The organism is Acidobacteriota bacterium, from assembly GCA_028874215.1.
Taxonomy (GTDB): domain Bacteria; phylum Acidobacteriota; class UBA6911; order RPQK01; family JAJDTT01; genus JAJDTT01.
In genome coordinates, this window is sequence record JAPPLF010000016.1 from 1 (window position 1) to 14,542 (window position 14,542).

General features: G+C 61.8%; 10 protein-coding genes, 1 tRNA gene and 1 rRNA gene. 8 read left to right on the forward strand and 4 right to left on the reverse strand.

Features of this window, described 5'->3' with window-relative positions; all coding sequences use genetic code 11:
- Nucleotides 1–358, reverse strand: a 16S ribosomal RNA gene (locus OXT71_02790); the annotation flags it as partial.
- Between the two features lie 330 nt (nt 359–688).
- Between OXT71_02790 and OXT71_02795 the strand changes: the two genes are divergently transcribed.
- Nucleotides 689–1,000 (forward strand): hypothetical protein, encoded by a 312-nt coding sequence (locus tag OXT71_02795; protein ID MDE2925305.1) that lies wholly within the window; start codon nt 689–691, stop codon nt 998–1,000.
- Between the two features lie 97 nt (nt 1,001–1,097).
- On the opposite strand, the gene nadE is transcribed toward OXT71_02795, so the two are convergent.
- Complete coding sequence (nadE, locus tag OXT71_02800) at nt 1,098–2,867, reverse strand: NAD(+) synthase (protein ID MDE2925306.1); 1,770 nt, start codon at nt 2,865–2,867, stop codon at nt 1,098–1,100.
- Nucleotides 2,868–3,085: 218 nt separating this feature from the next.
- Between nadE and OXT71_02805 the strand changes: the two genes are divergently transcribed.
- From OXT71_02805 to OXT71_02820, 4 genes are all read left to right on the forward strand, one after another.
- The gene (locus OXT71_02805) at nt 3,086–4,762 is read left to right on the forward strand and encodes a family 10 glycosylhydrolase (GenBank protein ID MDE2925307.1); all 1,677 of its coding nucleotides are present in this window, start codon (nt 3,086–3,088) and stop codon (nt 4,760–4,762) included.
- Between the two features lie 30 nt (nt 4,763–4,792).
- Nucleotides 4,793–6,298, forward strand: coding sequence for a sialidase family protein (locus tag OXT71_02810; GenBank protein ID MDE2925308.1), 1,506 nt, complete (start codon nt 4,793–4,795; stop codon nt 6,296–6,298).
- Nucleotides 6,299–6,379: 81 nt separating this feature from the next.
- Nucleotides 6,380–6,916, forward strand: coding sequence for a cupin domain-containing protein (locus OXT71_02815; GenBank protein ID MDE2925309.1), 537 nt, complete (start codon nt 6,380–6,382; stop codon nt 6,914–6,916).
- A 59-nt stretch (nt 6,917–6,975) separates the two neighbouring features.
- Nucleotides 6,976–7,049: transfer RNA gene (locus OXT71_02820), tRNA-Arg, on the forward strand.
- Nucleotides 7,050–7,107: 58 nt separating this feature from the next.
- Here the strand turns inward: OXT71_02820 and OXT71_02825 are convergent.
- Nucleotides 7,108–8,682, reverse strand: coding sequence for a hypothetical protein (locus OXT71_02825; GenBank protein ID MDE2925310.1), 1,575 nt, complete (start codon nt 8,680–8,682; stop codon nt 7,108–7,110).
- Between the two features lie 70 nt (nt 8,683–8,752).
- Here OXT71_02825 and OXT71_02830 point away from each other — a divergent pair, with 70 nt between their 5' ends.
- Complete coding sequence (locus OXT71_02830) at nt 8,753–10,255, forward strand: Nramp family divalent metal transporter (GenBank protein MDE2925311.1); 1,503 nt, start codon at nt 8,753–8,755, stop codon at nt 10,253–10,255.
- On the opposite strand, the gene iolD is transcribed toward OXT71_02830, so the two are convergent.
- Entirely contained in the window at nt 10,249–12,138 is a 1,890-nt protein-coding gene (iolD, locus tag OXT71_02835; GenBank protein MDE2925312.1) for a 3D-(3,5/4)-trihydroxycyclohexane-1,2-dione acylhydrolase (decyclizing), read from the reverse strand. The two genes, OXT71_02830 and iolD, sit on opposite strands and share 7 nt — an antisense overlap.
- Before the next feature lie 112 nt (nt 12,139–12,250).
- On the opposite strand from iolD, the gene OXT71_02840 reads away from it, so the two are divergent.
- A complete protein-coding gene (locus OXT71_02840; GenBank protein ID MDE2925313.1) occupies nt 12,251–13,336 on the forward strand; it encodes an SGNH/GDSL hydrolase family protein in 1,086 nt (361 codons plus the stop codon).
- Nucleotides 13,293–14,534, forward strand: coding sequence for an amidohydrolase family protein (locus tag OXT71_02845; GenBank protein ID MDE2925314.1), 1,242 nt, complete (start codon nt 13,293–13,295; stop codon nt 14,532–14,534). Before OXT71_02840 ends, OXT71_02845 begins: the two co-directional genes overlap by 44 nt.
- Nucleotides 14,535–14,542 lie beyond the last annotated feature (8 nt).

Below are 14,542 nucleotides of genomic sequence, written 5' to 3' on the forward strand. Positions count from 1 at the left end.
TCCCCACTGCTGCCTCCCGTAGGAGTCTGGGCCGTGTCTCAGTCCCAGTGTGGCCGTTCATCCTCTCAGACCGGCTACCGATCGTAGCCTTGGTGAGCCCTTACCTCACCAACTAGCTAATCGGACGCGGGCTACTCCATCGGCGACCGAAGCCTTTCCCCGCAAGGCATCCCTTGCGGCCTTATGCGGTATTCCCCCGCGTTTCCACGAGTTATCCCCCACCAAAGGGCATATCACCCACGCGTTACTCACCCGTCCGCCACGTTACTCAGAGTCCGAAGACCCTGAGTCGTTCGACTTGCATGTGTTAGGCGCGCCGCCAGCGTTCATTCTGAGCCAGGATCAAACTCTCAGGTTTTTCTCCAAAGAGCCCTATCTACCTGGTTGTCAAAGATCACGGCCTCCCCAGTCGGGGTCGCCAGAGCGGCTCACTATACTCCTACACACCGACTCATGGCAACCCCTGCCGCCCGGGCAGGTCATAGAAATTTGTGCCCCAGCTGGAGAGAAATCGAATTGAGTCGACTTAAGATATTGAAAACATTAGACAAAGGAGGTACGGATGCATGGACCGTCCGAAAGAACCATGCAACGCGCACATCGGGGGGCTATCGCAAAAAACCCGCAGCGTGCGCAGATTCCCTCCAACATCGTGGCGGCTTCAACCCGAGGCTGCTAATCTGATACCATGGTGTTCGATGCTTCACGGACCAAGATCCGGCCAGGACAACTTCTCTATCAGGACCGTTACAGAGAAATCGAAATGGGCATCGCCTTCAAGAAGATCGTCTGCCGCCACTGCGATTTTCCTGGATTCTACAAGTACCGGGTCCAGCAGTTGAGACGGCGGCCCAGGATCCTGGTGGAGGAGGACCAAGAAGTTCGCCTGGACCATGAGGAGATCTGGGAAACGATTCCCCGCTTCGCTGAAATACCCCAAACCCTCAAGTGCAAGCGGTGCCGTGAAGTACTGGGGTCGTACGTGCTCTGCGTCTATTGAGAATCGTCGAGGCGGACCGCCCGGATTCCGTGTCGACGCGTCATCGGCCGGTTCCGTTTCCCGTAGCGGTGGGCCTTTCGAACCAAACCCGATCGGACTAGCCGTTCCCTCCCCTCCATCCGTTGATGATGGTCTCCCTCAGGTCGAAGCCGAACGCCCGTGCGGAGACGACGACGATGGGAGCGCCCTGGAGCCTTTTGTAGACCGATGAGTTCAAGCTCCGATAGATATTTCCTGAGAGCTTGCTGAATTCAGGTTCGCCGTATCTCTCATAGATCCCGCCTGCCTGCGTGGGATATCTGGCCGGGTCCAATTCCTGGTGCCGGAACCTGATATTCAACTCAGAGGGACTGCTGCCCCGCTCCACGAGATCGTTGACCAATGGTCCCACCACGTCGTAGTCGAACGGGTCCTCCTGATCCTCCTTCAACTCTGCGGAAGGAGCGATCGAGAAGATCTCCTCGGGAATCATGGTGCGGCCCCACCTTCGATTGACGTGTCTGGCCAGGGCGTAGACATCCGGCTTCGACAGGTCACCGATGACTGAGAGGCCTCCGACCATGTCGCCGTAAAGGGTTGCGTAGCCCAGGGCGATTTCTGTTTGGTTCCCGTTGGTGAGGAGCAGGGCCCTCCGGTCGTTGGACTCGGCCATCATGATCAATCCCCGAACCCTGGCCTGAAGGTTCTCGAGGGTCACCGACAGGTTCATGGGATGAAGGTGCTCTTCGAACGCTTCCGTGATGGTGTCCACCATCTTCTGTATAGGCACTTCGTGATAGTCCAACTCGAAGTTTCGGGCCAGCTTTCGGGCCGCTCCCAGAGTTGTTGCCGAGTTGTATCGAGAGGGAAGACTGTAAACCGACAGCAGGTCTCTTCCCATGGCCTCGTAGGCGATGGCGGCCCCCAACGCCGAATCGATGCCCCCGGAAATGGCCTCCAGGACTCGCGTGAAGATCCCGATCTTGTCGTAGTAATCGCGGACGCTCATGACCAGCGCCTGATAGATCTCCTCTTCCCGGCTGAAGGGCGGGACAGGCACCGGAGTGGATTCTCCGTCCTCGAAGACGACTTCCTCCTGAGCTTCCCTGAACTGCGGGAGAGCGCCCACGAGTTGTCCACTCCGGTCGTAGGCCACACTGAAACCATCGAAGGGAATGATGTTTTTCCCGTTGTCGCCGACTCCGACCGTATTGACGTAGATCACAGGCAGGGCGTGATGCCGGATCTGCTTTCGGATCACCGAATCTCGAATGAAACGCTTGCCGTCCCGGCTTCCCGGATTGCTGCCCACGAAGGGGCTCGCGTTGATGCAGAATAGGTAACGGGCCCCCTTTTCCCGATACAGGGCAGATGGCTTGAGAGCATAGGACTCGTCCCAAAGGTCCTCGCAGATCAGCACACCGATGGGAACGCTTCCCTGACCTGCGGGAATGGTCACCGGCTCTACTACCTCGCCCGGGACGAAATAGCGTTTGTCGTCGAAGTAACGATACGCGGGAAGCAGTCTTTTCCGGACGACCTGCAGAAGCCTTCCGTGGCTCAGTACAGCCGCCGCGTTGTGCCGAACGACTCTCCCGTCGGGGCCCAACTTCGCGTCGTCGAAATCGATGAAGCCGACGATGGCGGAAATGTCCTGGCACGCGGGCAGGATCTCTTCGATCAGGCACCTTTGGTTGGCCCGCAGGAACTCCAGGTTGATCAGGAGCTTCTCGTCGAGGCAGTAACCCGTGAGGCACATCTCCGGCAGCACGACCAGGTCCGCACCCCGCTCCCGGGCCGTCCGGATCGCCTCTAAGATCTTCCTGCTGTTGCCCCTGAGGTCACCGGTCTTCGGGTTGATCTGGGCCAGGGAAACCTTGAACCTCATGATCGTCAAGTCTCGGCAGGCTCGCACGCTGATCCTGACTCATCCATCCATGCGAGCTCAAGGCTCCTACAGCATATCGCCCTTTTTCAGCCAATGTGGAAACGGGAGGCATACGAATTGCTGTGATATTCTCCGCTCGGCCAATGGTCACCCAGCGTCCCCCCGAACACTCGTTTCGCGAATTCTGTAAGCAGGAGGAAAGATAAGTGCCACAAAGGATGAACAGGCGGAGTTTCGTTGCCACCACGGCTGCCGGAGTGGCTGCGGGAGGGGTCTCTGGCGGATCGGTAACCCGGCCCTCCAGTGCCGGCTCACCGTTGAAAGACTACGCACCCAGAGGTTCTCGACGGATCATCTATGTCAGCGATCCGTCCAGCGTCGCGATGAACTATCTTCCCGATCCGGCGCCGGAGGAGTCGATTCGGGCTTGGGTGGATCAGCTTTCCGAGGCCCGGGTCGATGTCTTTATTCAGGAAGCCTACACTCAAGGTTGGACCACCTATTGGCGGGAGGACGGGCTGGAATATGACGCCCGGCCTCAGCACCGCCGGTTCCTTCCCCTTCTGGAGCGTGGGGTTCAGCCCCTGGAGGTCCTGCTGGACCAGTGCCACAGGCGGGGAATGGAGTTTCTGGCGGGGATCCGGATCAACGACAACCATGGCCACATCTCCGTCGAGCAAGGCGTCGGCGCGGGATCCAGTTTTCTCGTCGACCACCCCGAATGGCAGATCCGGGAGCTGCCGCCAGGACCCTACTATAAGCTCAGCACTCCGTTGGACTTCACGTTTCCCCAGGTTCGGAACTACGTCGTCGACGTCATGGGCCGGTTGGTCGATCGCTTTCCCGTCGACGGATTGGAACTCTGCTTCCGGGACCATCGCTATTTCCCGCCGGGCAAGGGTCCCGAGCGAAAGCATCTGATGACCGACCTGGTAGCGCGGACCCGGGCCATTCTGGATGAAAGGGGACGGCTGAGGAGGAAGAAACTGCTCTTGGGGGCGCGCGTCTTCCAGACCCTGGACGAATGCCGGTCCCTCGGGTTGGATGTGGAGACCTGGATTTCGCGGGGACTCATCGACTTCGTCGCCCCCAACGACACCATGCACACCGAACCCAACGTGCAATACGAGGAGTTCCGCCGTTTGACTGACAACGGCAACTGCCTCCTCTATCCCGGAATGCTTCCCTGGACCAGCCAGCGCATGCGGAGGCGCCTGGGCAATAGACACATGTCCCTGGATCAGCAGCGGGCGGCGGCTGCCAATCTGTACGCGGCGGGAGGGGACGGGATCAGCTTCTACAATCACTTCGTTACCCTGACCTGGGCCCCCTTCTATCCCCAGCGGCTTCGGGAAATGGCCGCCGTGCGGCAACCCGAGTTGGTGATGACGGGTGACCGGCACTACGTCTTCGAGCCGTCATGGGGGGGCAGCCTCGGGTTCGGCAAGGACCGGGCCTCCACCGGCGCGGTCAAGGCGGATCGTCTTCTGCTCCAAAGGAAACCGGGGTCGACGGGCGCTTTCCGTTTTCGAGTCTGCGAACACCTCGGCCAGTCTCGAGGCGCAACACTCCTCTTCCGTGCCTATGGAGCTGATGAGGACGACCGGATGGAGATCCGAATCAACGGCAACCGAATCGACGACGGGTCGATCCGTGCTCGCTCCAATGAATCGCGGACCGACCTGCGAGGCGTAGTGGATCCATCCTCCACCAAGTCTTCCGGTCTACCGCCGGTGCCCGAACTGCCGGGTGACTGGCGGACCTTCTGGTTTGACCTGACGGAACCGCCCGCCGTATTCGGGGACAACCATTTGGAAGTGACGTTGACGGAGGTGTCGTCGTCCTCCGGCGAAGATATCCTCATCGATGAGTTGGAGGTGTTCGTCAAAGCGTAGATTCACCCTGTCCCCCGAAGGAGAGTCCCCATGACAAGACGCCACGAAGTCTCGGCTTGGATCAAACCGCTCAGTCTCGTCGTCCTATGGTCTCTGGCCGCTTGCGGCTCCCCGCCGCCGCCGGCAGAAACGCCGCCGCCTCCTGATAGTGGGATCATCGATGTGACGCGGAGTTTCCCGGATTTGCGTTTTCCCGTAAAAACCCCGGAAGGAGAGACCTGGATCTATCAGTTGGGATTGCCCATCCAGTTGGGCCCCAACACCGGCGGGTATATCTGCAACATCCGGGTTTCGGGATGGAAAGGAACCGACTTCGAAAACGGCTCCGATCTGATCCCGTTCGACGACATCACCGGCCTGAACCCGGAACGCGCCGTCCCCATTACCCGCAACCACAACGAGCTCAACCCCAATTCCAAGCCGCCCAACCAGGAAGCCATCATGGTGAAGTACCCGGTCATGGGAGGCTTCGTTCCCTTCGGCGCGAAACGGCCGGACGGCTCGCCCCATCCCCACGCCGGCACCGGCTTCGGCCTCAACCAGTCCATCGCCTGGAGGACCACCGTCGAAGGTCCCCCGCCCTATGGGGTGAACATGTTCGGCCGGAATCCCAAGACCTCGGTGTTCGAAGATTTGAGTCAGATGTACTCCTACCTGGAGCTTCATCAACTGGCCTATGACGGCGAGACCTTCAGTGTGGCCAATACCGAGCGGGTTTCGCAGGAATCCATGCTTGCAGGCTGGCGTCTGACCGCAAGCCTGATGACGGCGATTCCCGACGGCGACGATCTTCTCTTTGCCATGAAGGGCAACCGGCCGGGAATGACGGGCGGTTCGGGGTTGGCGCGGTGGAGGCGCGTGGACGGCTCATGGCGCCCCGTCTCCTTCGTTCCCGTCACCGGCCAGGACAACAGCTTCGAGGCCAGCGCGGTCCGCGATCAGGACGGGTCCATCCTCTTCTCTGCCCGCGGAAGCAGGAGTCCCGAGCACTTCGAAGCTTCCGAGACGCGGACGGCCGACCATGACATCCGAGTCTGGCGCTCCCGCGACAATGGTGAGACCTGGACCAAAATCATCCATGTCCGGGGCCTGATCTCATCGGCCCCCATCGTCCTGAATCAGGCCGCTGACGGCACCCCCTACGTGACGGCCAACCTCTACGAGGTCTTCATGGAGGGTCTGGACCGGATCAAGCTGGTCAAGGATTCCCGTGGGAGCCCTCTCTGGGGGGGACGCAGCCGCAAAACCCTCTGTTTCTGGCCTTTGAACGAGGAGAGGACCGGGTTGCTCCCGGCCCTGATCGCCCGGGACCTGAGGAAGGAATTCGGACCGGCTCCCGGCGGCACCGCCTGGAGGGTGGACCACCCCGTGGCCGTCACCCTGCGCCTGGCCGATGGAAGGTGGCGCAACGTCATCGCGCTGCGGATCCTGGAGTACGGAGAGTTGACCCATATGCAAGACCCGACGCCTCACACGGGAGCATACCTGGAGGAGGTGATCTCGGCCGGGGAACCGATTCCCGTGTGGAACTTCTAAACCAATTGCTCGGGCGCAAACGAGGGAAAAGAGCTCCGAGGAGGTCAAATGTGGAGATCCGAGAAGAAAAGGAGAGGTTTCTTGAAGACTTCGGCCGCCGGAGTTTCGGCGCTGGCCCTGATCCTGAAGGAAGCGGCGCTGGCGGGGGCGGCCGTGAGGACCGCCGAGGGCCACAAACAGCGGTCCCGGCGGGTTCGATGGGACTGGCTTCCGCCGGCGGGGACTCCGGGGAGCCCCATCAATGACCAGGACCACCCGTGGCCCAAGGCCGAAAACGGGGATCTTCGCGCCTACGATCCCCACTTGGAATGCGAGCACGTCGCATTCTCCATCGGTCACCTGAAGCCGGGCCAGTCGGTAGGACACCATACGCACGAACAGGCGGAAGAGACCTACATCCTGATGCAGGGCCGGAGCCAGATTCGAATCGACGACACCGTGGTCGAGGCAAAAGCCTTCGATGCCTTCCGATTCCCAGCCGACGTGCCGCGGTCGGTCTACAATCACACCCAGGAGGACTGCTGGTGGGTCTTCATCGGGACTCCGCCCGACGAATACTACCGGGAGGGCTCATTGCGCGACCAGGCCCGAAAGAACAAGTTGGGAGAGTCGTTGTAGATTGCTCTGAGCGCGCCTTCCTGGCACGGCTCGATTCTGCTAAACTCCCGGCACTTAAAGCGCCCGTAGCTCAGCTGGATAGAGCGTTGGTCTACGAAACCAAAGGCCGCAGGTTCGAGCCCTGCCGGGCGCGTTTCATCCCCCTGTTCCGGCGGATGCGGGTTTCTCGGTAGAGGCCTTGGTTCGTCTGATCATTCCTGATCGACCCAGAAGGAGAAGAGCTTGGCCTTGTCCAGGTGGAACCGCAGCCGCACCGCTTTTCCCCGCAGGGAGCTCAGATCCGACTTGCCCTGCCAGCTCGCCGTATATCCGATCTCGTCCCCGCCGAAGGCGTCCGAGTCCTCTTTTCCGAATCCGGTCACTGTTTTGCCCGTAGCGGCGTCCAGGACCTCGATCCTCACGGTGCCGTAGCCGGGACCCACGAACCTGTCCACTCCGGTGGCGTTGATCTTGAGACGGTTTCCCTCGAGCAAGAGGGGACGCGTGGTCAGGGCTCCCTTCCCGGTCACGCTCACGAAGCCGTCGAGCCTGAGGACGGCCAGGCCGACCTGTCCCAGTTGGGGCTCCTGGCGATGGTAGAACCAGTGGTGCCCGCGAAATCCCTCGTAGTAGATCCAGATCTCGCCCAGGTCTTCGCGGACGATCCCGTTGTGGACTGAATAGACCAGGTGCTCATCCCAGGTTCCCGGCGGCCCGTTGGGGATGAAGACCCGCCGGTCGCCGACCCGCTGGAATCGCTCCGCGTCCCGGCTCCAGAGCAGTTGCACGTCCATCTTCTCCATCCAGGGGGACTGGGCGTTGCCGGTATCCATGGCCGACGGCGCGGTCCCGAACATGGTGTGGTAGACGGAGGTGAATCCGACGTACCCCTCCTCGTAGGGGAGCACTTCCAAGGTGTAGAAATTTCGATCCCCGACCCGGTCCTTGTCGTCGGCGTGAAAGGCAATGAAGCGGTCCGGGGCGTCCCGCAGCGTCGGTTGGGCGTCCCAGTTGAGAAAGTCGGCACTCGTAGCGAAGGAAGCGGTGCGGACACGTGCATCTGCGGGATAGACCGGCTCCGGAGTCATCCACCGGCTCAGCTTGTTGAAACTCCTCAGGTAGAGGATGTACCGCTTCTTGTTGGGGTCCCAGAGCAGGTTGTTGTTGGTATCCGACCAGAAATTGACGACCGGCCGCTCCACTTCGTAGGCCTTCCAGTGCAGGCCGTCCCGGGAATAGGCGGGCATCATGACGCGCTTGCCGTCCCGCATCTGGAAGTAGATCATCTTGAACCGCTCGTCCTCGCTCTTGGCGGCCGGATCACGGAAGACGGTGTTGCTCGCCGCCTCCGTGTCGAAGGGCAGGGAGATGAAATTCGTGTCATAACCGAGGTACTCCACCTGTCCCAGGCGCGGCTTGACCCAATGGATGCCGTCCTCGGACTCGGCGTAGAAGATCCATTTTTGCGACCAGTCCCAGTTGACCATCAACCCGTAGAACCGGTAGAGCTTCCGGTCCGGATCGTAGAAGATCTGTCCACAGTCGCCCCCATGGGACAGTCCTCCCTTGTGTTCCCAATCCTTGTCCATCCGGATCACCGGATTGTCCCGGTATTTCAACGGCTGGTTCAGGTGCCGGTAGACCCGCGGCTCCATCGACTCGACGACGTGGTCGTCGATGAAGAGTTGCCGTTGCGAGCCGATCTTCAGCGGTTTGTGGGAGGCTGCTTCCGCGACCGCCGCAACGAGACCGATAGACAGAACGAGGGTTCCCACCCGGTATCTCATGATTCGTTCACTCCGTTGATTCCCAATACAGATTTCACCACGAGGCGCACACCACCTTATACTGACGCCCATGCCCGAAGAATCCAAACCAGGGCTTCCCCCGCCTCCGCCTTCGTTGCTTTCCCGGAGCCCCCTTCGCTGGCTGGCCTTCTTCGGTCCCGGCGCCATCATCGCTTCGGTCAACATCGGCAGCGGAGAAATCTTCTTCCCTTCCCGGACCGGCTCAGTCTTCGGATACCGGATCCTCTGGGTCCTGCTGCTCATCGCCCTGCTCAAGTGGATCCTGGTCTACACCAGCATGCGCCACATGATCCTGACCGGAGGCCATCCGTGCCGGCGTTGGAGTTCCATCCCCGGTCCTCCCGGATGGATGAACCTGTTCATGGTCGCGGTGGCGGTGGTTTGCTCGCCGCTCTGGTTGTGCTTCCTGGAGGGCGTGCTGGGGACCATCTGCACCTGGATCTTCGGCGTGGGAAGCCTCCACGCCTGGGCGAGTCTCTGGGTGGCGGTGGCCCTTCTGCTCCTGGCCGTCGGCCGCTACCAGTTCCTGGAAAAGGCGCAGATGTTGATTCTGGGCGTGACGGTGAGCTGCATCCTCGTCGCCGTCTTCCACGTTCGGCCCGACTGGTGGAAGGTGTTCGAAGGTTTCCTGGTGCCAGTCGCCTTGACCTATCCCGAGTGGCTTGCGCGGGAGTTGCCGGAAATGGCGGCCCGATCCCCTTGGCTGGAGATCATGGTCTATGCCGCTGCCCTCGGAGGCCAGAGTTACGACTACCTGGCGTACGTCTCCTTCCTGCGGGAGAAGAAGTGGGGTCACAGCGCATGCGGTCCGGTCACATCGGCCCGGTTGGCGAAGGCCGCGGCTCGTCCCGATGATCCCGCGCGTCTCTGGGTTCGGGCAGCGGTCATCGATACCGTGGTCAGCTTCGCCATGATCGTGTTGGTCGCCGCCTGCTTCTCGATTCTGGGAACCGTTCTCCTGCAGCCTCACTACCTGGTTCCGGACGGAGTCAACCTCCTCAATTACCAAGCCACCTTCCTCACCACATTGAGTCCGTGGCTGCTGCCTCTCTACAAGATCGGCGTCTTTTTCGCCTTCTTCGGAATCCTCTACGGTGGCCCGGAGGTGACGTACCGGCTCTTGTACGAGTTCGGGTTGACCCTGGGGAAGACCCGCTCGGAGCTGGACAATTCGAGACTGCGATGGGCCACCATTCTCTGGATCCTGCTGGGAGGCCTGGGCATCCTCTGGTTGACGCGGCTCTTCCCCCAGGTGGATCTCCTGGACATCGTGACCCCCGCCGGCATCTACACGGGTGTACTGCTCTGCGGCTTCTATTGCCTGGCCAACATCTGGTCGGATTGGAAGTTTCTGCCGGAGGAATTGAGGATGCCCCGTTTCCTGGCGGCCGCCAACCTGGTGGCCGGGCTTGCCTTCACCGCCATGGGACTCAAGGCCATCTGGGACTACGATCAGATCCGCGGATTCGTGATCCTGGCGGTGCTGCTCTCGGGATCCATGTTGGTCGCATCCCGGTGGAAACGGATCCGTCCGATTTCTGATGCTCAGTAGTGGAACCGCTGGAACCGGCGTTCTTCGTCGTATTGCCTGCGCAGTTCCCGCGTCAGCGGATCGTTGCTGACCTCAGCCACCATGAAGTCCCAGAAGAGTCCTGAGGGGGGCGAGGTGGCATCCCGGGCGGTCCGGACCACGATGACACAGGTTCCGGTTTCCTCCCTCGCTTGGCGAAGGGCCCGTTGCAGCTCCTCTCTGGTCGACACGTTGAACGTCCTGGCCCCCATGGACGCCGCATTCCCGGCGTAGTCGATCTTCAGGTAGTCCCCGTCGAGCCGTCCCGTTTCGGGATTGCGCCGGCGAAATTCATTGCCGAACGCCTGTCCGGAGCGGAGTTCCTGCAGCCCGCGGATGCATTGATAACCCCGGTTCTCGCTGACGACGACCGTCAGCTTGAGGCCTTCCTGGACTGCGGTGACCAGCTCGGTGGGGTTCATCAGGTAGGTTCCGTCGCCGATGAAGACGACCACCTCTCCTTCGGGATGAGCCATCCGGACGCCGAGGCCGGCCGGCATCTCATAGCCCATGCACGAGTAGCCGAATTCCAGGTGGCAATGGCGCGCGCCGGTGGCGTCCCAGAATTTGAGGATGTCGCCAGGCGGGCTGCCGGCGGCGGCGATGACCGTGTCTCCGGGCCGTGATTCTTCCTGCAAGGTCCGCACCAGTTGTGTCTGGAGCATCACTTCGCCCTGGTGCCCGTCGACCTCGCGCCGGCACACTCCCTCCCAGTCCCGGCAGATCTCGGCCACCTCCCGTCGATAGCACGGTTCGGTCTCGATCCCGGCCTCCTGAGCGGCACCGGCGAGCGCCTCGAGCGCCTCCTTCGCATCGGCCAGGAGAGGCAAGGCTCCCTGCTTGCAGGCGTCGCGGCCGCAGACGTTGATGTTGATAAAGCGAACGTCCGGATGCTGAAAACCCGATTGGGAGCCGGTGTCGAAATCGGAAAGACGGGTTCCGACGCACAGGATCAAGTCCGCTGCGGCGGCCAGCTTGGTCGCGGACGGGTTCCCGGTGGTGCCCAGACCGCCGGCCAGCAGGTCCGACGGCCGGCCGTGGGCCCCCTTGCCGGCGTGGGTCTCCACCACGGGAAGACCGCAGCGGCGGGAGAAGCGCTCCAACTGAGCTGAGGCATCGGAATAGATGACGCCTCCGCCGGCGATGATGAGGGGCCGCCGGGCCACCCTCAACATCTCCAAGGCCTCCCGGATCCGCTGGGCGTCGGGCAGGCGCCGCTCGATCCGCCATTCTCTCTCTTCGAAGAAATGGACCGGAAAATCGAACGCCTCCGGCTGGACGTCCTGGCACAGACTAAGGGTGACCGCACCGGTTTCCGCCGGGTCCGTCAACACCCGCATGGCTTCCGGAAGAGCGGTGAGAATCTGCTCCGGCCGGGTGATGCGGTCGAAAAAGCGGCTCACGGGGCGGAAGCAGTCGTTCACGCTCACGTCTGCGCCGGAAGGGTGCTCCAGTTGCTGCAGCACCGGGCCCTGCTTCCGATTGGCATAGATGTCCGAGGGAAAGAGGAGCACGGGCAAACGGTTGATGGTGGCCGCCGCGGCGCCCGTGATCATGTTGGTGGCGCCGGGTCCGATGGAGGTGGTACAGGCCAGGGTGGCCAGACGGCGCTTGGCCCGGGCAAAACCGGCCGCCGTATGCACCATGGACTGCTCGTTGCACGGCTGGAAATAGGGCAGCTCCGAACCGTACTCCTCCAACGCCTGTCCCATGCCGGTGACGTTGCCGTGGCCGAAGATGCCGAACATGGCCGGCACCAGCCGTTGCCGGATGCCATCCCGCTCGCTGTACTGCGCTTGCAGGAATTTGACGATGGCCTGAGCGGCGGTCAGCCGAGTGGTTCGTTGGTTTGCTGGAGTCATCATCGGTTCGTGTCCTTTCCGGCCGGTCACCGGCAGGGTCGTCCTGCGGTCGGGTCAATCCTATGATAGATTCCGAGTCGCCACCAAGATGGGCCGACAGCCGGAGGCCGTTCACATGATTCGCAAGCTGGGTACCGGAATCGGGTTCGCGTTGGGCCTCCTTTTTCTCGTGGAGGGCGTGGCGTGGCTGCTGCTTTCCCTGGGCTCCGGCCCGGCCTCGGGCTTCCTGGTGTCTCGCGGCGGCGAGTTTCACCGGCGCTTGGCCAAGGTGTTCGTGGGGACCTCCCGGGGCACGCTGGCCGTGGACCCGCATCTGGGCTACGCTGCCGAGCCCGCATTTCAGGTCTTCGGAGCCGGAGAAGGAGAGGGTGTACTGCGCATCGTGGCCCTGGGAGGCTCCACCACCGATCCCTACAACCAGGGACACTGGTCGGGAGCTCTCTCGGAGCTCCTGGTCAATGAGGGAATCCCCGCGCGCATCTACAACGGGGGCGTGGGCAGCTACTCCACCAACCAGGAGGTGATCAAGCTGATCCGGGACGCCTTGGCGCTGAACCCTCACGTGGTGATCTCGGTGGACGGGGTCAACGATCTGGGGTTGGTCAAGTCCATCACCCCGTTCACTCCCATGGTGAACCATCCGCAGCAGGCGATCATGGAATACGTGGTCGGTTCCGCATCGCAGAGCCTGTTTCTGCCCAATTTGGCCCGTTTGCTGGGATCCGGCGAGAACATCCTGCAGCCACCTCATTGGGGTCATCCGAACGAAATGAAAGCGGAGGAGGTGTGGGAGAAGCACCTGCGCATCATGAACGCCGTCTCCGGGGAGTTCGGCATACGGTACATGGCAGTGCTGCAGCCCATTATGGGTTTCGGAAGCTATGATCCGTCTCCCCGCGAAGAAGAGATGTGGGAGGAGCGGAAGCAGCGGCCGCGTCCGGATGAGACGCCCTACCACGTGGCGCTGACCCGATACTACGAGGCGGCCCAGGTTCGCTGCCACCAGATTCCCTACTGCGCCGATCTGACCGGGATCTACGCCGGGAAGACGGATCTCTACAACGATCCCCGGCATCCCAACCCCGAGGGCTATCGACTGTTGGGAGAGGCCATCTTCAAGGAACTTCGGGACCGCGGCCTGCTGTCTCCGACCCAGGATGCTGAATCCGATCCGCAAGGAGGCGACGCAGATACACGCTAAACGCGGCTCCAGACCTAAATCCGAGCCAGACAGCCGGAACGTCGGCCGGAGGCGGTTCCTGTCCACGGGCGCCGGTGTCCTGGCGGCCACCCGGCTGAAGCGGACCGTTTCCGCCCGCCCCCAGGAAGGAACCCCGGCCCGAAAACCTTCCATCCGGACCCGTGAAGGAGAAAACCCTCCCCGGACGCTGGAAGGCCTGGACCTGCAAATCTGGGAAGAGGAGCTCGCGGACTTCGTTCCCACCCGGATCTTCGACGCTCATTGCCATATCTACCGGGCCGGCTTCGACCTGAACTACCGGGCGGCGCTTTCCGGAATAGAGGATTTCAAGACCGAAACCGTCTGGACCGACTGCGGTATCGACACGGTGCGCCAAGTCGAAAGCGTCCTGATGCCGGGCCGCAAGATCACGCACCTGGCGTTTCCGTTTCCCTTCTACCGGTGTGATTTCCGGAAGTCGAACGAATTCACCGGCCAAGAGGTCCGGAAGGAGCCCGGGTCCGCCGGGCTGATGCTGGTGGAGCCGTCCATTTCCGCACATGAGGTGGAGGAAACGATCCTGAAGCATCGGCTCTTGGGCCTGAAACCCTATCCCCGGTATTGCCCGCCCCGGGATTCTGGATGCCGGATCACTGACTTCCTGCCCGAGCACCAGATCGCAGTGGCCGACCGCTACGGGCTGCTCATCATGCTCCACGTGGGCATGAAGAAGTCTTTCGCCGATCCCAGAAACGTGAGCGACATGCTCCGATTGGCCGACCGCTATCCCCGGGCCCGTTGGATTCTGGCTCACAGCGCGCGCAGCTTCTCACCGTACCCCATCGAAAGGGCCGCCCCCGCTTTCCGCGGGCTTCCCAACATCTGGTACGAAGTCTCTGCCGTCTGCTGCATGGAGTCCTTCGACGTGCTCTTCTCTCAGGTGGACACGGACCGGATCCTGTATGGGGCCGACTCGGGCGACGTGGCCTTCTCCCGGGGGAAGATCGTCTTCTATGGGTCGAGCTGGGGAGACCTGACTCCCTCCACCAACAAACTGGGGGGAGAATTGACGTATTTGCTCTACGAGCAGTTGCGGGCCATGCGGCGGGCGGCGATCCGGCTGGGCCTGACCGGAGAACAGCTCCAGGACATCTTCTTCAACACGGGAGACCGCCTGGTCCGGTCCGTTGCCGCGTCGATGCGGGACAAATTCCAATAAGGGGAACC